At 55.0% G+C, this 18,257-nt stretch carries 21 protein-coding genes; 8 read left to right on the top strand and 13 right to left on the bottom strand.

The genetic code is table 11. The features are described from left to right. Window positions 1-2: 2 nt before the first annotated feature. The 12 genes from ACFOWX_RS11685 to ACFOWX_RS11740 are packed head-to-tail and all read right to left on the bottom strand — an operon-like array spanning window position 3 to window position 11,442. Window positions 3-647, bottom strand: a complete 645-nt coding sequence (locus ACFOWX_RS11685) for a hypothetical protein (protein ID WP_381424297.1) — start codon at window positions 645-647, stop codon at window positions 3-5. Further along, on the bottom strand, window positions 644-1,141 hold the full coding sequence (locus tag ACFOWX_RS11690; protein ID WP_381424299.1) for a hypothetical protein: 498 nt from the start codon (window positions 1,139-1,141) through the stop codon (window positions 644-646). Before ACFOWX_RS11690 ends, ACFOWX_RS11685 begins: the two co-directional genes overlap by 4 nt. Next, a complete protein-coding gene (locus ACFOWX_RS11695) occupies window positions 1,138-2,454 on the bottom strand; it encodes a FliI/YscN family ATPase (protein WP_381424301.1) in 1,317 nt (438 codons plus the stop codon). The genes ACFOWX_RS11690 and ACFOWX_RS11695 overlap by 4 nt, the downstream gene beginning before the upstream one ends. Then, the gene (locus ACFOWX_RS11700; protein ID WP_381424303.1) at window positions 2,451-3,065 is read right to left on the bottom strand and encodes a hypothetical protein; all 615 of its coding nucleotides are present in this window, start codon (window positions 3,063-3,065) and stop codon (window positions 2,451-2,453) included. Before ACFOWX_RS11700 ends, ACFOWX_RS11695 begins: the two co-directional genes overlap by 4 nt. Then, window positions 3,062-3,622, bottom strand: a complete 561-nt coding sequence (locus ACFOWX_RS11705; RefSeq protein WP_381424305.1) for a hypothetical protein — start codon at window positions 3,620-3,622, stop codon at window positions 3,062-3,064. The genes ACFOWX_RS11700 and ACFOWX_RS11705 overlap by 4 nt, the downstream gene beginning before the upstream one ends. Next, window positions 3,619-4,413 carry a type III secretion system inner membrane ring lipoprotein SctJ gene (sctJ, locus tag ACFOWX_RS11710; protein ID WP_381424307.1) on the bottom strand — a complete coding sequence of 265 codons (795 nt, stop codon included), beginning with the start codon at window positions 4,411-4,413 and terminating at the stop codon, window positions 3,619-3,621. The genes ACFOWX_RS11705 and sctJ overlap by 4 nt, the downstream gene beginning before the upstream one ends. Before the next feature lie 16 nt (window positions 4,414-4,429). Then, on the bottom strand, window positions 4,430-4,837 hold the full coding sequence (locus ACFOWX_RS11715) for a hypothetical protein (protein ID WP_381424309.1): 408 nt from the start codon (window positions 4,835-4,837) through the stop codon (window positions 4,430-4,432). A 3-nt stretch (window positions 4,838-4,840) separates the two neighbouring features. After that, window positions 4,841-5,146 (bottom strand): hypothetical protein, encoded by a 306-nt coding sequence (locus ACFOWX_RS11720; RefSeq protein ID WP_381424311.1) that lies wholly within the window; start codon window positions 5,144-5,146, stop codon window positions 4,841-4,843. A 31-nt stretch (window positions 5,147-5,177) separates the two neighbouring features. After that, complete coding sequence (locus ACFOWX_RS11725) at window positions 5,178-6,542, bottom strand: hypothetical protein (protein WP_381424313.1); 1,365 nt, start codon at window positions 6,540-6,542, stop codon at window positions 5,178-5,180. Between the two features lie 33 nt (window positions 6,543-6,575). Then, entirely contained in the window at window positions 6,576-8,408 is a 1,833-nt protein-coding gene (locus tag ACFOWX_RS11730) for a secretin N-terminal domain-containing protein (protein WP_381424315.1), read from the bottom strand. Further along, complete coding sequence (locus ACFOWX_RS11735; RefSeq protein WP_381424317.1) at window positions 8,405-10,330, bottom strand: FHIPEP family type III secretion protein; 1,926 nt, start codon at window positions 10,328-10,330, stop codon at window positions 8,405-8,407. The genes ACFOWX_RS11730 and ACFOWX_RS11735 overlap by 4 nt, the downstream gene beginning before the upstream one ends. 41 nt (window positions 10,331-10,371) lie before the next feature. Then, window positions 10,372-11,442 (bottom strand): lytic transglycosylase domain-containing protein, encoded by a 1,071-nt coding sequence (locus tag ACFOWX_RS11740; protein WP_381424320.1) that lies wholly within the window; start codon window positions 11,440-11,442, stop codon window positions 10,372-10,374. 628 nt (window positions 11,443-12,070) lie between these two features. Between ACFOWX_RS11740 and ACFOWX_RS11745 the strand changes: the two genes are divergently transcribed. From ACFOWX_RS11745 to ACFOWX_RS11780, 8 genes are read left to right on the top strand one after another with little or no spacing between them, the layout of a single operon-like run. Continuing rightward, window positions 12,071-13,303 (top strand): EscU/YscU/HrcU family type III secretion system export apparatus switch protein, encoded by a 1,233-nt coding sequence (locus ACFOWX_RS11745; protein ID WP_381424322.1) that lies wholly within the window; start codon window positions 12,071-12,073, stop codon window positions 13,301-13,303. 47 nt (window positions 13,304-13,350) lie between these two features. Beyond that, complete coding sequence (gene fliO, locus ACFOWX_RS11750; protein ID WP_381424323.1) at window positions 13,351-13,677, top strand: flagellar biosynthetic protein FliO; 327 nt, start codon at window positions 13,351-13,353, stop codon at window positions 13,675-13,677. After that, complete coding sequence (locus ACFOWX_RS11755) at window positions 13,674-14,666, top strand: hypothetical protein (protein WP_381424325.1); 993 nt, start codon at window positions 13,674-13,676, stop codon at window positions 14,664-14,666. The genes fliO and ACFOWX_RS11755 overlap by 4 nt, the downstream gene beginning before the upstream one ends. Continuing rightward, on the top strand, window positions 14,667-15,365 hold the full coding sequence (gene sctR / locus ACFOWX_RS11760; RefSeq protein WP_381424327.1) for a type III secretion system export apparatus subunit SctR: 699 nt from the start codon (window positions 14,667-14,669) through the stop codon (window positions 15,363-15,365). 45 nt (window positions 15,366-15,410) lie between these two features. Further along, a complete protein-coding gene (gene sctS, locus ACFOWX_RS11765; protein ID WP_381424329.1) occupies window positions 15,411-15,677 on the top strand; it encodes a type III secretion system export apparatus subunit SctS in 267 nt (88 codons plus the stop codon). A gap of 38 nt (window positions 15,678-15,715) precedes the next feature. Further along, window positions 15,716-16,633, top strand: a complete 918-nt coding sequence (sctT, locus tag ACFOWX_RS11770; protein ID WP_381424330.1) for a type III secretion system export apparatus subunit SctT — start codon at window positions 15,716-15,718, stop codon at window positions 16,631-16,633. Beyond that, window positions 16,630-17,085, top strand: a complete 456-nt coding sequence (locus ACFOWX_RS11775) for a helix-turn-helix domain-containing protein (protein WP_381424332.1) — start codon at window positions 16,630-16,632, stop codon at window positions 17,083-17,085. The genes sctT and ACFOWX_RS11775 overlap by 4 nt, the downstream gene beginning before the upstream one ends. A 39-nt stretch (window positions 17,086-17,124) precedes the next feature. Continuing rightward, complete coding sequence (locus ACFOWX_RS11780) at window positions 17,125-17,499, top strand: hypothetical protein (RefSeq protein ID WP_381424334.1); 375 nt, start codon at window positions 17,125-17,127, stop codon at window positions 17,497-17,499. A 51-nt stretch (window positions 17,500-17,550) separates the two neighbouring features. Here ACFOWX_RS11780 and ACFOWX_RS11785 read toward each other — a convergent pair whose 3' ends face one another. Then, the gene (locus tag ACFOWX_RS11785) at window positions 17,551-17,997 is read right to left on the bottom strand and encodes a hypothetical protein (protein ID WP_381424335.1); all 447 of its coding nucleotides are present in this window, start codon (window positions 17,995-17,997) and stop codon (window positions 17,551-17,553) included. Window positions 17,998-18,257: the final 260 nt, after the last annotated feature.

The following is an 18,257-nucleotide window of genomic DNA, read 5'->3' on the forward strand; positions in this document are numbered from 1 at the left end:
CTTTATGCCTGCCCCTTGGCGGGGTGGCCGGGCAGTTTCCCCGGCTGCATTTGTGCAAATTCCACCGACGCGATGCGCAGCTTTTTCTGTTTCAACCGGTGCGCCAAATCCGCTGCGACGCGGTTCATGATTGTGGCTGGCAATTGCCCCTGTCCGTGCAATTGAATGGCCAAGCGGCCTGCGCCATCACGTGCTAGGATAACTGATTCCACGGACATAGCGCCCATGGGAAGCTGCAACTGAAACTGCGCATTCAGCCCGCGGCCAGCCAGCTCTTGGATGGCAGCGGCCATTTTTTCCAAATGCGCGGGTAAAGGCTCACCGCCCGGCTGTGCTTGCTGCGCCGTTGCCACCGAAAGATCTGCGGCGGCGCTGCGCACCGGCATCGCGGCATCGGCGCGTTCGCCGCCTGCCTCCCGCTCGTCCTTCAACCGGCCGCCTTGCGGATGCTGCATTATTTTCTTCGCATCCTCTTTGGCGTCGGGATTTTTCTTATCATCCATTTTGCCCGCTTGCCGGTCGAGGCTTTTCTTGAACAGATTTTGGCGTTCCTGCGTTGCGGCGGGCGCATTGCGGTTGCTTGGCGGGGCGGCGATGCCGCCTTGCGTTACCGGGGCGGGGTTATTTTTATTATTGCCTGAAATCATCTGAATGCTCCTGCAATTTTTTGCGCTGCGCCGATCGCTTCTGGCTGCTGTTTTATTTTATGCATATCGTCTGCCGCCGCTTCATCCTGGCGTTCCTGTTGGCGGCGCAGCAGCTGTTTATGCTCGCGCTGCAGGGCCTCTATCCGGGCTTCGGATGCTTTCACCATGCGCCGCCGTTGCTGCAATTCTATTTCCGCTTCGGCCAATATCTCACGTGCCTCGGCCTCTTTTTCCAATGCCTGATCAAGCTGTTTTTCCGTCTCGCCCGCCCAAATCCGCAGATGTTCGGACTGCGGCTCACCGCGCATTTCCTCTTTTGCATGCAATAGGCGCGCGCGGGAATCATGCACCGCCGCCGCCGCGCTTTCCAACCCATGCCGCGCGGCGCCATGGGCTTGCAATGCGCGGGACAATAGCTGCTCTGCTTTCATCAGGCGTGCGGCGGTGACTTTTCGGGCCTGCGCCACGCGGTCTATCCGGTCATTGGAAGTCATAATCCGTCATCGCCAAATGCCCGCAGCCGCGCAATGGATTGTGCCATGCTGCTGATCTCGCCCGATTCCTGCCTTAAATACGCGTCCATCGCCTCCCGGTTGTCTATGGCCCGGTCCGCCATATGGTCACGCCCGGGTTCATAGTCGCCCATTTGGATCAGCAATTCGGTATCGCGCAGCTTTTGCTGCATCGCGCGGACCAAGGCAGCCGATTTTTGCTGTTCGGGCGACGCCAGCCGCGTGAAGAGCCGCGACAGGCTGTCCAAAATATCTATGGCGGGATAATGGCCCCGCGCGGCCAATTGGCGCGACAAGGTGATATGGCCATCGAGTAAAGAGCGGACCTCCTCACCAATCGGATCGCCATCTTCCTCCTCCAACAAGACGGTATATATGCCGGTGATCGACCCTTTGGCAGCAACGCCGGCTCGTTCGAATAGGCGCGGCAGGTCGGCAAAGACAGAGGGCGGAAAGCCGCGCCGGACCGCTGGTTCTCCCGCCGACAGGCCGACCTCGCGCAAGGCCCGGGCATAACGCGTGACGCTGTCCATCAACAGCAGGACATTTTTTCCTTGGTCGCGCATGCCCTCGGCAATGCTGGTGGCAACGCGCGCCGCGCGCACACGCTCCATCGCCGGACGGTCCGAAGTCGCCGCGATAATGACCGAGCGCGAAAGCCCTTCTTCCCCCAGCACATCTTCGATAAATTCTCGCACTTCGCGCCCGCGTTCCCCGACCAGTGCGATGACGATGGCATCGGCCTTTGCCTGACGGGCGAGCAAACCCATCAGCGTTGATTTACCGCAGCCCGCGCTGGCGAACACCCCGATGCGTTGCCCGGTGCCGATGGTCATTAAGCCATCAATGGTGCGAATACCGCTTTCCATTGGCTGCGATATTGGCGCCCGGTCGAGCGGATTGGGCGCCTCTCCATTTAACGGGCGCAGATGGTCCTGTGCGACCGGTCCAAGCCCGTCAATAGGCTGCATCCGGGCATCAAAGACCCGGCCAAGCAGATCATCACCGCACGGAATTTCCGCTCGGCCGCTGCGCAGGACCACCTCGCTATCAGGGGCGATACCGCGCAATTCGCCGAGCGGGGTCAGGATAATATCCTCGCCGTGCAGCCCGATAATCTCCGCCCATAACAAATGTTCACCCGATGGGCTGACAATCCGGCAGCTGTCACCGATACGGCCCGAAATGCCCCTGACCGTCAATGTGGTGCCGAGCGCCGATACAATCCGCCCGCGTTGTTCAAATAATGGCTCGCCGTGGAGCGCAGCGACAAGGTTGCTGCCGGAAGGGGTCATTCCTCCTCCTCCGCCATCGGGGCCGCCGCGATGCCCCATTTTTCCGCTATGGCCGACAATTGCACCGACAAATCGGCAACGATTGTCCGTTTTCCATCCAGCAAGCGGCAATCTGTATCACCAAACGCCGGATCGGCGATAATGCTAACGCTGCTCGGCATATCTAATTTGCCAGAGAGATATTCGGCGTTGGCCGGGCTGACGCATAAGCTGATCGGTCCATCGCTGCCGTAACTGCGCAGCAATTTGGCTGCAATATGCTCCGTCACCACTGGTTTGGGCAGGTCGTCAATGATACTCTGCGCCGCCGCCAAGGCTGCCTGTGCGACCGAGGCCGACAACCGGGTTTCGATCGCCGCAATTTGCCGCGCAAAATCTTCGGCATTTTGGGCGAGACCGTCTGTCAGCATGGCCCGCGCCTCTGCCAGTGCTGCATCATAGGCATTTTGCCGCGCCTGCTCTAATAACGATTGCTGCTCCGCCACCATGTCGCGGACCTGCGCCAGCAGCTGCGCCGCATCGTCAAAATGCTGCCGCTCTGTCGCTTTCAATATGCCATTGCCGGTCCCGGCAAAGCACCCCTCGGGCAGGTCGAGGAGGAAATAGCTCATACCGGCGCACCTTCCATCGCATCTTGTTCGCGGCGGCGCTGCACCAATGGCGCGGCAATAGCGGCGAGCCGCGCGGCCGGGACATTCCCGGCGGCCCCTGCAAATTGTCCAGCGGCCATGGGCGGCAACCCAGCGGCCAATAATTTCCGTCCCAAATGAACCAGCATATCGGGGCGCGGCAAAAGATGGCTGAGCGGACTTTGATCCTCCTCATCCAGTTCCAGATCGCACAAGCTTTCAAACAGGTCATCACCCATAATTTCGGCAAAAGACGTGAGCCTTGGCCCAGAAATTTCCAGATCAATGGCGCTGCGGCAGGATAAAATGGCAACAGCCTGCGCCAGTTTGTCCTGCGCCTCTTTTGGCCAGCCGATCCATGCCGGCATTATGCGCAATAATTCCAGCCGGTCGTCATTGGCATTATCCGCCTTTTGAAACCGGCTGCTCCGCAATTTGCCGGTTTCAATACCGGCCACTTGCAATCGGCGCGCAAAATTAGCGCTGCGTTCGCTCCTGTACTGCGATGGTGCAGGGTCAAGAGCGTCCGCCGCCGTCATTCCGCCGGATTCCCGTCCATAGGAGCAGGAACCTTGCTATTGCTCTTTTTCCGCCGCGCCGACCATGCCTTCAGCGCCAGACCAAGCAGAGCCAGAGCAGCCAGAATGGCAAATATGCGCAAGAGGGAACCGCCATTTGCGCCATCTGCCTTTGCTGCTGCCGGCGGTCCCGATGCCGCCGCCACCATCATGACAGAGACATTATCAGGCGCCAGGCCATCCACACCGTTGGCGACCAGTGTTTTGACCCCGCTGGTATGTTGGCGCACGTCGAAGCCGCTGCGATATTTGACAAGGACCGATGCGGTTGTCGGCTTTACCTCGCCTGTGCTTGCATTGGGTTCGGGCATCCCCAATTGCACTCTTGCGCTGACCACGCCGTCAATTTCCGTGATTGTGCGCGCGATATCATTTTGGGTGGCACAGACCAAACGGGCCTGCTGCGATAACGGTGTTTCACCGAATCCGCTGGGCTGAAATGCGGAACATAATGTATCGCTTTGCGTACGCGGCAAACCCCGCGCCTGTAGCAGAGCCACCGATTTGGCAAAGTCACCGTCGCCGACCGTAATATCCCATTTGCCTTCATCCGCAGCGGTCTTACCAGCCGACACACCATTTTCGTTCAGCACCGCAATTATCTCATTGGCGTCCTGTTCATTCAAATTAGATTGCAGCTTTTGTTCGCTACAGGCCGCCAGAAACAATATCCCCGTTAACAGCAGCATATAGAGAAGGCATTTGCGCCATAGCGGCTGCAGTCCGGCATGTGCCGGAAAATCAATGTTCAAAACGTCTGCTCCCCTTTTATTGCTGACGGAATAATTGCTGCACCCCGTCCGAACTGCGGTTGGCAATGTTGGAGGTTAACTGACACTGGAACATGAACTCCTGACATTTCATGGTCAGTTGGACAATTTCTCCGGGCGTCAATTGCCCGCCACTTGCCTCGGCGGTTGCGGCATAATCCGACACCGCCTTTGCCTGCACATTCACATTATCCAATGCGGAAAACATGGTTTTCACAGGCGCAGGCATTTCACTGCCGCCCACAGGTGCGCTTGCCTCGGCTCGCTGCATTGATTGGGTGAAACGGGCATTCATCTCCGGACTGCCGGTTTTTGCTCCAAACATTTCATCCAGATTATGGGTCCGCATTGCACCCGATGTCGAACCATTGCCAACAGCGGATACGACCATAGATTCGGCTGCCATATTTTATCCTTTCCGGGCCATCGTCTCCAACGCTTTCGATACAGAGTCGAGCGATGTGTGAGAGCTGTTGGCCATAAAGCTCATGCGCATCGATTCTGCAGTAAGCTGGGTAATATCCGATGGCCGGTCGAGCCCTTCTTGGCCCAACGCATTCGACCGCTGCACGATCACATCTGCTTGCTTGTCCAATGCCTCACCCCACGCATTGGCAAATGCTTCAAACCAGTTTTTGCTGCGCTGTCCGCCCGATACCAGCATGGGCGAATACATTATATTGTTGTTATTCACACTATCGACAGGATTACTCATCTTCATTTCCTTCCTTGCTGACTAAACATCTTCATTGGTTTGCGACCACTTCACTATCATTGCCGCCCCCGGGGGCAGCAGTTGATTCTATATCGGTTTTGGTGCCGTCATCCATGGCCGGGTCGGCGCCTTCGATCACCACCAATTCCTCCGTAACGCCCATGCGCTCAAACCGGATGCGGCCCGATGAAATATCCAGAACCGTATGACCTGTGGGAAGCTTCGCGCCCTTCATCCATGTCGTTCCATCCGCCGTGCGGATATAGGAAGGATCACCTTCGACATAAGAGGCATAGCCAAATCCGCTTTTCGAGAAGAAATATTGCAAATTATCATCGCCCCTTTGTCCCGTCATGACAAAAGTAACCGATTTAATCAGCGGCAAATCAGCCAAGATTGCTGACTTTAATTCGGCCTGACGATCGCCCGGTAAATATTCGCTGTCAATCACCAGCGACCGGCCATTACCCGGCCTTGCCTGCGCATCAATTGCCTGCGCCTCTAATATAGCTGTCGCAGAATCGGCGAGGCCGTCCATGCTTTGCACCGCAATTTCGGCATCGGGATATTTTTCGCGGGCATAATCGCGAAAACGGTTATATTCGGCATCGGTGCGCAGTAAGCCGGTAATCATCAAGCGGCCATCGGCGGTGCGTTCTACCGACAAATCGGGAAAGCCGACCCGTTCCAACCGCGCCTCTACCGCCGCTGGATCGTTAAACGTTTGCCCGATCCAATCACGCGCCGGATTATACATAACCAGCCCGATCAATAATAAAGCCGCCGCGGCCGCCAAAAATGGCCAGCGCCGGTCCAATTGCCATTGTTCCTCAATCACCCGGTAACGTGCGGAAAAATGGGTGAGCATATGTTGGAATGTCGCGCCTTCGACCGGTATTTTAGTCAGCAATTGTCCCGCCACACTCTTTGCCGGCGCATTATGAGCCGCAGCGGCCATCGGCTGCTCTTCTGCGGCATCACCTGCGGCGGGCACAGCATCGTCATCTGGCACCTCATCGGCAGGCCAATTTTGCTCGGTCAACCGCAGCGCTTCGTCCCACCTATTCGATTCAGCATCGCCAATGGCAATGAAAATGCCGCCTGCCTCAAATGGCACAAAGGACGGCAGCTGCGCTTTTGCGCCTTCATTCAACTGCTGCCCCAATAAAGTGATGCTACCCGATACCATTTCAATGACGGAAATATCCTTGCCCGAATGAAGGATTAGCGAAAAATCACCGCCGCGCCCTCCGCGCAAAACAATGTCGTGCGAAAAACTGCGTCCGATCGTAATCTTCAATCCAGGCGACAGGCGGTAACGGGCATCGCGCTGACGACCCGTCAGGACGCGCAAAATCATACCGGTCTGCATTTGACGGTTACTGGCCGCGTTCATGGCCATCTCCATGTGAGGATACAGCCTGCGGCATCAATCATACCGCTCTCCGCGTGTTTTCTTGCCACCGGTATCCGGCAATTTATTCAAATCAATCGGGTTGAAATTTGCGCCTTGCGCATCGGATGCGACCTCTGGCCCAGCGCGATTTGATAATATGCGGGGGGTGATGATGACAATCCGTTCGATCCGGCGATATCCTTTTGTCCGGGTTCCGATAATGGGCAAGCCGCGTTTCGTCCGTGTCGTTTCCTCAATCGAAATCCCGCCGATAATTAAACTCTCCCCTTCGCGAATATCGGTTGCGGTGGTGAGCAGATTATTCTTGATAATAGGCAGGTTGCTATTGGGCTGAATCCCGATCAACTGCCCATCGCGCACATCGATATTCAAACGGACCATCAAAGAATCCGTCTCCCGCGTGACGCTCGGCAGGATTTTCATGAAGGTGCCAAACCGGTAATTCACAATTTGCGCCACGCGCTCACCCTGCGCCACCACCGGATAGATTTGGCGATTGTCGCTGATCGCGGGTTCATTGTCACGGGTGATGAGACGCGGGCGCTGCTCCACGCGGGCATAGCCTTTGTTTTGAAGAGCATTGATCTGTGCGGTTACAAATTCTGCCGGCGAAGTCAGGCTATCAACCGAACGCAGGTCGAGCGATGCGCCGCCATCATTCAACCGCCCGCCAAATATTCCGCCCAGCGCCGATACGCCAAAGCTTAAATCAATGCCGAGCGAGCTGAGCTTTGAAACATCAAGGTCCAAAATAACGGCTTCAATTTCAACCTGAACCTTCGGCCGGTCCAATGTGCGGATCAAGCCGTCATATACCTCCATAGCCTCTGGCCGGTCGCGGATCATCACGGCATTGCGGTCTGCCACCGCGGTGATGCGCGGACCGTTGGGATCAGGGCGGGCCCGATCTTTTTGCACGACTACCGGCGGCGCAAATGGGTTGGCATTGTCATTGCCATATAAAACCCCGCTATCCACTTCCGCTCGCGATGGCAGCTGACGGTTCCCCTTTGCAATAACCTCCGCGCTTTGCACCGCACCGTCACCCATTATAGCGGTGATTTGCGACGCAACGCCGGGGATCACGATACTATCTTCGCCGGCTACGATTGTGCGGTCCTGCGCTTCGGCATATTTTAGGAAATAGGTCCGTACCTCATACGGTTGCCGTTCGGTTGATCGGTTCGATACGCTGAAATCAGGTTCATAGCTCGATGGATCATATTTCTTGGGCAGCGTTCTGCGCGCGCTCAATTCCTGACCCGGCTTGTTCAGCGGCGAAACAATCGTCGATCCATCGGGAACCGCTGGCGTAATCGCCGCCTGCGTTACCTCTGCCGATGCGATGACAGGCGGCGCAGCCGCAGTTTGCGACAGCTGTGCAATGCGCTCCAAAAATTCAGGCACGCCCGATGCCATCACGCTGCCATTGCCGGCCTTTACCGAATTGCCATTTCCGGTCAGCTTCTGCCGCTGCGCCTGCGCGACGACAGTAGCGGGCGCGTCGGACCGAAAACTGCGCGAGCTGATCTCATCGGCTGAATATATGCGGACCACCGAACCATCGTAAAAAGCCACCATATTGAATGTCTTCGCCATTTGCCGCCAAATATTGCTCGGCGTATCTATCCACGTTGCCGACAGATTTTTTTTACTGATCCGGTTGCTGATTTTCACCTTCAAACCGGATTGCGCAAAAAGATCCATTACGGTCGCCTGCACACTATCCTGCTGCGGTGATAGTTTAATCTTTTTGGACGGAAATGGCGGCTCCGATGCCATGGCCATAGCCGAAAAAGATAGTGTCAACATAGCAACAGCCAAAGGCAAGAATCTCTTGGTCATGCAGCGCTCCTCTCTGAGGCAGATATATTTTCATCATGGTTCAACGCGTCAGCCGCGCGGTTCATCTCGCCCAAAATATCAAGCGGGACAGTGGGGTTTAATTCATTGAAGGACAGCACCGCCGTCCCCGGTAAATCGGCAGCGATCAATAGCCGCATCGGACGGCGCAAATCTTGTGAGGTCAGGATAACTTGCGCGCCCGTCGCTTCGCTTTCGCTGCGCACCAAAGCGATCAGGGCCCGCATTTGCGCAGGGTTAATCGCCAGCCGGAACTGGCCGTCTACTTCTGTCAAAGTTTCGCGGATAATTGCTTCTAATTCGCCGCCGATCATCAAAGCCTTCAACCGGCCATCGACGCATAGCGGGGCATTTAATTGCCGCCGAATGGCAACGCGCACCCGTTCGACCATTGGTCCGGTGTCGCGTTCATATTGCGATATGTCGGCTATCGCTTCTACGATGTCGCGCAAATTGCGAATAGAAACGCGTTCTTCGGCCAAGATTTTCAATATCTCGGCTATTTTGCCAACGGGCACTGCTCGCACGGCTTCTTTCACAACCTCGGGATATTCCTCGCCCAGCTGGTCGAGCATATTGGTGACTTCCTGAAGTCCCAAAAATATCGAGAGATTATTTTCCAGCAGGTGCTCGGTCAGCAAGGCGATATGCAAAGGCGGGTTTTCGGCCTTCGATATACCTTGCCCGAGCGGCGCTTCAAAAGCCTGCAAATCCCAGGCATTTGCGTCCAAACCATCCACGCTTTGCAACGATAGCGCGGGGATAGGAACGCCGCTGCGCGCTTGCACGCGGTCCACAGCGGCCGTTACCTCGTCATTTAACGCGGCAAAATCGGCGCTATTGCCCGATATGCCAACGGTAAGCCGCAAGGGTTCAACTGCTATCGGGGCCGCTGCGGCAATACGCGCCTGACCAACAGGAGCCATCTGAATCTCTGGCATTCCCAATTTCGCCCGAACCACAGGCGCCGAAACAGGATGCCGGAACAGCCCCGTCCCGGCGAGCACAGCGGCGAGGCCGAAAAAGGTCAGCATGGGAAAACCGGGGATCAACCCCAATAAGACACAAACCGCAGCCGCAATGAATAACACATGCGGTTTACCGACAATTTGCTGCGCAATGACCGGGGCCAGTTCTTTTTCCCGTTCTTCATCGGTTGTACGGGTCACCAAAATGCCGGCGGCCAAGGCGGAAAATAGCGCGGGCAATTGCGCCACAAGCCCGTCACCGATGGTCAATATGGAGAAAACCTCTGCGGATTGTGACAAGGACAATCCATGCGAAAACATCCCCACCGCAATGCCGCCGATTAAGTTGATGAGCACGATACAGATGGAGGCAATCGCATCGCCCTTCACAAATTTCATCGCGCCGTCGAGGCTACCGTTAAACTTGCTTTCCATTTCAAGAACGCGGCGTTTTTCCCGCGCCTCATCCTTGCTCAAAAGGCCAGAACGCAGGTCGCTGTCGATCGACAATTGCTTGCCGGGCATCGCGTCCAGACTGAACCGCGCCGCAACCTCGGCAACGCGCTCTGCGCCTTTCGCAATCACGATAAATTGCACAATGGCGAGAATCAGGAAAATGACAAGACCCACGGCAAGCAAGCCGCCCGCCACCATTTCGCCAAATTGCTGAATGATGTGACCAGCGTCCATCTCCGCCAAAATGGCGCGCGTTGTCGCGACCGAAATCCCGATGCGGAATATAGTTGTGAATAACAAAACGGTCGGAAATGTGCTGAAATCGAGCGGCTTGGTGACGTAAATAGCGCTGAGCAGCAACAGGACGCCGATGGTCAAATTCACCGCGACAAACATGTCGAGGATAAAGGGAGGCAGCGGCACGATCAACAGCAGGAATATCGCCAGCACCGCGATAGGCAGCCAAAGCGATGAGAGCATAGCCCCCCCAGCTAATACAGAAGACAGGCGTGAGCTTTTATTCACTGCTGCGCCTGGCCCGCTGTTTGTTCCGCAAGCAATTTATAATAATGCGCCTTGATTACCTTCACATAATTTTGCGTTTCGCGGTACGGCGGGATTTTATTGCCAAATTTGGCTACCGCGCCTTCACCGGCATTATAAGCGGCGAGCATCAAATCGACATTGCCGCCATATTTGAACCATAGTTTGCGCAGCAACCGTGCCCCTGCATCGACATTCACTTCTGCATTGTGCAAGTTAGACGGTGCCACACCCAAAGAGCGGCCAGTGGCGGGCATGATCTGCATCAATCCGCGCGCGCCAGCATGGCTGACCGCACCCGATTTATATCCCGATTCCTGTTTAATCACCGCATGGAGCAGCAACGGATCAATACGGTGCTTTTGGGCGGTACGGGTGATTAGGTTGTCATGGATTGTCCGGTAACTTCGCGGCTCCATCCCCAATATATCGAGCGATCCTGCCGCATTGCTATAATCTCCATAATCGGCAGCAGCGCCGAGCCCATATTGACCGTCCATCGCCCCGCTGCTCAATAATCTTGCGTCAACCGCAATTTCCCGCGCGCTTGGCCGAACCGAGACCGCGACACCATTGCCCGACAACGGCATTTGCGCATAATCATCAAAGTCGGCCTGCACCGCATCTTCGACATAATAAAATTGGCCTTTATCCGCATGATTGACGTTGGTGTAGCTGAACATGGAAAAGGGCTCATCTTTCTTGCCGCGCTTTTTCGAGCCAGCAAAATTACTACCCGGTGCTTGAGCAGGTGGCTGCCCATAATTTTGCTCAATTTCGTCGGCATTTATCATGACCACATTGGGATCCAGATACTCATCCGGCGTAGCAGGCATGACCGCTATCTGTGCAGCGCAGCCTTCTAATAAGCCGAAGCGCCGCAGGAGCGCAGGATCCGCCGTGCGAATAGCTGTGTCTACCGGACAAGCAACCGGTTCCGGTTCTTTCTTTTTGCTTTTGGCGTCTGCATCCGGTGCATATCCGGATAATGTCAATAAACCAGCGAATGACGAGACCGCCACCAGCTTTGCAAAAGCTACATATCGCATACCACAACTCCCCAAGCGCGGCATTCACGCCGCCAAATGAACTGTGGTCCCCACCCAGACAACTTTCGTATCGAGTGAGTCGATAGATACCACCCAAAAATCGGAGCTTGCAACCCCAATATGGCATTAAATGCAAAATGAATGCGATTTTTGTTTATATAGTGCAATGACTTATATTAACATTACTGTCATTAACGGGTCATATTATTGTAGCGTATTACCACCCAACTATAGAGATTCCGCGCCTTAGCTACTGTGCGCCCAGCCGGTGTTCGCCGCATCCATTTTCCAGATAACCACCCAGATATAGGCGACAATGTAAAATCCGGCTGCACCTGCGATGTCCCGGCGGGGGACAGTATCAGTCCCTTTATGAACATCCGTTAAGGTTAACAGAATAATAAAGAATATTGACAAGCTTTTGGCCCAGTCCTACCCCTATTGCAGCCGGATTCTTTTGGTCCCCTCCCAAACCGGCCTGACCATTGGTAAAATGTCGCGACGTGTCGTGACGCAGCAACGGCTGTATTCTCTTTCAGAGAAACCAGTCGTTGTGTTTGCCGTTAGCCAAGTAAAACAACCGCCGGTTCGAAACTGTTTCAAATAGTCCTGCCTGACAGGGGAGATTATGGCTGACAAAAACGACAGTGGCGACAAAACTGAATTACCAACGCCCAAAAAATTACGCGACGCCCGAAAAAAAGGCGATGTCGCAAAGTCGAAAGATGTCAGTCTTGGCCTGTTAACGCTCGCTTGGTTTGTCCTGATCGCGCTGGGCGCTTCCTATATATCAACCGAAATATATCATTTTTTCGAACAAACGCTGGATAGCACAGCGGAAACCGATTTCAGTCATGCTTTGCGTTCTACCGCATGGGCGGGTGTTATGCTGCTGATGAAATTATCGCTGATAATATTGGTCCCTATCGCCTTGCTCGGCCTTTTTGCCGAATATTTGCAAGTCGGCCCGGTGATTACGAGTGAGAAGATGAAGCCGTCCCTTGACAAACTTAACCCGGTTGAAGGGTTGAAGCGTATGTTTGGCATGGAGGGACTTGCCGAATTGGTCAAAACGCTGGTCAAGGTGATTGTGGTATGCATCATTGCCTATGCGATTTTGCAGATGGCGCTGCGCGATGTTTTCAATTTTGTGTCTTTGTCCGAAACCACGCCCGTGGGCGGACAGCGGCAGCAGATCGCATTGGCCGCAGCCAAATTTAATTATAGTCTAACGCTGACCTTTTTGGGATTGGTCGTTATTATGTTCCTGCTGGTCGGTGTCCTGGACCGGATTTACCAGAAACATCGTTTCACCAAAAAAATGATGATGAGCATGCGCGACATTCGCAAGGAACATAAGGATGATGAAGGCGATCCGCATATTAAATCACAGCGCCGCGAATTGCAGCAGCAATGGGCCAATCAAAATGCCATTGGCGCGGCTGGATCAGCATCTGCTTTATTGGTCAATCCGACGCATATTGCCATCGCGCTGGATTATGATGAAACCGAATGCCCCATTCCGGTCATCGCCGCCAAAGGACAGGGTGATATTGCCGCCGCGATGCGCGCCGAGGCCGAACGCTGCGAAGTGCCGATCATTCGCAATATTGCGCAGGCCCGCAAACTTTGGGCGCGCGGCGAAATCGGCGAAATGGTGCCCGAAGATATGTTTGATGCGATTGCCGAAATCATCCTTTGGGCGAAGCGCGCGCGGGAGGGCCAAGCAGATATGTGGTATGATATGGACCGCGTAGCCCATACAAAAGCTTCGGGACAAGCGAAGGCACAGGCCCCGGCGCAGCAGCAGGCAAGATCAATAAAATCCGCAAAATTGGCGGGCGGAGATGCTGCATCATGAACTTGTCTCTCATCATAATAACATCACAAAAATAGTCAGGGGCATTTATGGGTATTGGAACCGTCATTTCATCAATATTGGCAATCATCATCGCGCTGGCGCTGGTTATCGCTCTGGCGTGGGGCGCAATATGGCTGTTAAAAAAATTGCAGGACCGCCAAATGGGCCTCGCCGATCAAGGCGATGGCAGGGGGAATATCCGCTTCGTGCGTGCCTTGCCATTGGGGCAAAGGGAACGGGTGGCGATTATCGAGATTGATGGAGAACGGTTTTTGATCGGCATTACTGCGGGTAATATATCGCTGCTCGCGCATTGGGATCAGGATGGGAATGCCTTAGTCGGCAGCTCTGCTATGGAGCGAAGCGCCCTATGACACGCGAATTGCTGACCGATTGGAATGAGCCCGGCGATGACGCCGATGCGCCGGCCGGTCCAGCCAGCGGGCCGCAACATGTGGCAGCGTTGCTGAGGGCAGCGCAGTGCGATTTTACTTTTCGCAATGATGACGGATATTATGCGGCTTTGGATGCAGGCCTATTTTGGATCGACGGTCATGCCGCATGGATGCCGGTAGCATCCACCGGAGCGCCCTTATTACCGGCAAACAGTGCCGAGGCAGCGATGCCGATATTGGACCTTTTTGATCCGTTATTATCCCGCATCGAGGCCGCAATTGGTTTACCACTCGATCCTGCGACCATTGCCCCTTTTCCCCAATGGCAATCCGCCGCAGGGGCCTATAACGCTTATCACATCACCTTGGGCGATGAAGCGATGATCCTATTCATCGCCGATAATCATCCCCGTCAGGTTTTGTGGCAACAAGCGGCGGCGCTGCTCCCGCCCGATCCGGCGACGTTGAAATTGCCCGCAAGGCTGGCGCTGCATGGAGGAGAGCTCAGCCTGGACGGAGCGCAGGGGCTGGCCATCGGTGACTGGTTGCTATTACCGCAATCGGCCGCGGCATCATTGACCCTCCGGCAGGCCGCGCCAAATGTCGCGCAGCACATAGAGGCCATTGGCTGCCCGCCCGTCTTAACCGGCATATTCGCTTTGCACACAGGTCAGTTCGAACCATCAGCAGACGGGGCAGGCGCAGATCATATGGGCAGTGCCGGTGAATGCGCTGCATGGCAATTCCATACCAGCTTCAACGGTATCAACGCCGACAGGTTATTAGACATCGCTGCGGGCGAACCAGCGGTGATCGCCCCATTGGCGGAGGGTCAGGCAGGCGAAATTTTCATCGCCGACCGCGCGGTCGCACTGGGCCGTATCCTATCCTTACGCGACCGAATGGCGGTTGCAGTGGATGAGATATACGGCGATGAAACGGTCCATATTTCAGAGCAGGAGGGGTAAATGGATTTATCACAATTCACACCGGGTTCGGCGCTCGTCACGGTCATTCTTATCGCGCTGGCCCCATTTTTTGCGGTGATGGTGACCAGTTTCACCAAAATAGCCGTCGTGCTGAGCCTCGTGCGTAACGCGCTGGGTCTGCAGCAAGTGCCGCCCAATGTTGTCATTAACGGCCTTGCGCTGATCCTGACCGTCTATGTCATGTATCCGACATTGAACCAAATGTATGAAGCATCAACAGGCACCAATATGGCCGGGCCAACCATCGAGGGCGACAGCGTTACAACGGTCAGCCCGCTGGAAAATAGCGGCGATATTTTTGCCACCGCCGACCGGGCGAAGGAACCATTGCGCAAATTCCTGATCAAACATAGCGACGCGGGCCAACGCGGTTTTTTCCTGCGCACCCAAAAACGCATCATGCAAGCCGAAGGCAGGGATGACCCAATATCGGAAAATGATTTTGTCGTCTTGATCCCTGCTTTTGTGGTCAAGGAATTGAAACTGGCTTTTCAAATCGGTTTTCTGATATTTCTACCTTTCCTGATAATCGACCTTGTGATTTCCAACATATTGCTGGCGATGGGGATGATGATGTTATCCCCCGTGACCATTTCCCTGCCATTTAAGATATTGTTATTCGTGCTGGTCGATGGGTGGGTGAAACTGTCCCATAATCTGGTGCTATCTTATGTTTAGCGGCGCAGATCGAAACAGCTGGCAAGTGCGGCGGAGGGGCGGCTTATGACCTTGGACCTTACGGGTTTGACGATAGAGGCCATGTGGCTTGTCCTGTTGCTTTCGGCCCCGCCCATCATTGCGGCGTCGGTCGTTGGCCTTTTGGTGGCCATCATTCAGGCAGCGACGCAGCTGCAGGAACAGACGCTGCAATTCACGCTGAAATTTTTCGCCATTGTCATCGCCTTATTCATTACCGGCGGGCTGGTTGCGGGCAGCTTATATGCCTATACTGACCAGATTTTCAGCGGTCTTGCAACGGTGGGCCGCTGATGCTGGCTGATTATATGCTTTTCGCCACAGCGGCTAGCATGACCGAGGGGCTAAGCGGTGATGTCGGCGAACCATTGCTGACTGCCATTCCCTGGCTTGATCAGATTTTACTTGTCGGCGTCGCTTCGGCACGCTTCGCTTTTTCCTTTATCTTTGTGCCCATATTTTCGCGCGAAGTTATGCCCGCAACGGTGCGCAACAGCATCATCGTAACCTTTGGCCTTGTCGCCCTTGCTATGCGCCCCGATTTTGCGCCCGCCAATCTATCGGCCGCTGGCTGGCTTTTATTGTTGATCCGGGAGGTTGCCGCAGGCGCGATCATTGGGTTTTTCTTTGGCACTGTCATGTGGGCGATGGCGGCGGCGGGAGAGATTATCGACACGAAAGTCGGCGCAACAATGGCGCAGCTTGTTGACCCGCTGTCGGGGACGCACACATCGCTCAACGGAATATTATTGGGCCGCTTTGCGCAGGTCGTCTTTGTGTCGATGGGCGGCCTGACGCTTCTGGTCGGCACGGTTATGCAAAGCTACCTCATCTGGCCCATGGGCACAGGGCAGCTTAATCTTGAGGCAGGCAGCGTGATATTTTTTGAAGGCGAGCTGGGGCGGCTTTTTGCCTGGGCCTTTTTCTTTTCGATGCCCGTCATCACGATATTATTCATCGTCGATCTCGCGCTTGGTTTTCTCAATCGTTTTGCGCAGCAATTTAATGTGTTCATGCTTTCACTGCCGATCAAATCGGTCGCCGCGACGATGGTCATCATCATGCTGTTGCCGCTATTGGCGCAGGCGGTTATCTCGGATATGGCGTCGCGCGAAGGGGTGGCCGCCGAAATGCTGCAACGAACGGTGAGCGATCCACGCGCCCAAGGCGTCAAACAAGGGACGCCGGGCTCCGGCCCCGCCTCGCCCCAGCCGCCGCAGGAAAATACCAATGAGCAGAGCGAGCCATGACAACCGATCCCCGCGACCTCATCCAACAAAAAACAATCGCCGCACCGCAGCGGCCCAGCAGTCAGGCGGGCCAAAAAAGTATGGGGGGCAGCCAGCTGGCCGGAGAAGGCATCACCGACAATGCGGAGCTAGCTAAGCTAATTGCGCTCATAAAAAAATCCGAAGAGAGCCGCAGCGACGCTCCGCAGCAAATTGTGATCGGCGAATTTTCGGTGCCCGCCGTGCGCGTACCCGACAGCATGATTGCCGGGTTGCATGGCCTGACCCGAATGGAGGCTGCGACATTGCGCCTATTGGGATGGGGCCGCGCCAATAGCGATATTGCGCTGCTGCTGGATTGCGGCGAACCGACGGTGCGGACGCATATGAATAATGTCATCCGCAAGCTGGAGCTTGATGGCATGCGTGAATTGATTACCCTTGCCGGATTATTGTTTCATCCGCTGGATTAAAGGATGTGACCTGTAACATGATTATCGCGGAGGATTGGTATGACGCTTGAAAAAGCGATGGCTTCATTATTGGCGATGACGATGGCGACCGGCTGTTCGGCCTCCGAAACGCAGCAGGCGGCGGCAGAAACGCAAACAGCCGCGCCGAACAATGCACCGCCCGCCACGGCGAAAGGCCGCGTATATCAATGCGCCTTCCCCCTTGCCGGGACCGTGACGATAGACACCAGCCCGGATAATAGCTCAATCACTTATAAGGGCGTCACTTATCCGGCAACTAGCGGGTCCTATTTCTATCAAACCAATGATGGCGCAATAGCGGCCATGTTCACACCTGATATGTCCCAATGGGGTTTAATGGGCGACACTATCCCCGAAGAAGATAAGGTCAAATGCCGCTTGGAAAATGAGTAGGGAAGCGCGCGAATATACGGCGCATTTTTGTCAAAAGAAGGCGGCGCCAGATCAATCGTCGGCCCGAACAGCCACGCTGCATTGACCGCTAGGTTCCAATGATATGCTAATTTCCGTTGGTAGGGCAAAAGTACCACACCGTGCGGCCTCTCCTGGCGTAGCTCCGCCAATAGTGAGCGACCATTCGTCACCATTTGGGATGAACAACAGCTCGAAAAAATCCGCTCCGCCTTCAACTCTTGCATAGCTGCCTGACTGATCATTCACCCAGCTTGATAATCCATCGCCCGTGGCAAATGACATCTCACATTCATGGGCGCTTTCGTTGACGGCGCGGGACATATATAACGCGAGGGAAGTGACCGATTTACCAGCAACGCTGATCGACAACATGTAATCAGTGCCTCTACTTTCAAAGTTACACGAGTAGGCGGCGGCATGTGCTGGCGCTGCGGTCATCATCGCGGTCATCGCTATTGCAGACAAAAAATGGCGCACCAAAACCTCCTGTACAGAATAAGTCCAAGTATAGCCGGAGGAACGCTAAGCCGTAAACGCATAAATATCATCATCGAGACGCCAAAATGGCGGAGCCGCAGGCCAGCGTAGCTGAACATATCGGGGCAAAATGCGCGCAGTCAGGTAGTTATATTGCCCGCAAGCCTCTTTTGCGACGAGATCAAACCCATTTTGGTGGCCTTCGGGATCTGATCCATTTTGCGCAGTGCTGCGGCTTACTTCCTATCCCTGAGCAAAAT

The sequence above is a fragment of the Sphingorhabdus arenilitoris genome, assembly GCF_042651485.1.
Classification (GTDB): domain Bacteria; phylum Pseudomonadota; class Alphaproteobacteria; order Sphingomonadales; family Sphingomonadaceae; genus Sphingorhabdus_B; species Sphingorhabdus_B arenilitoris.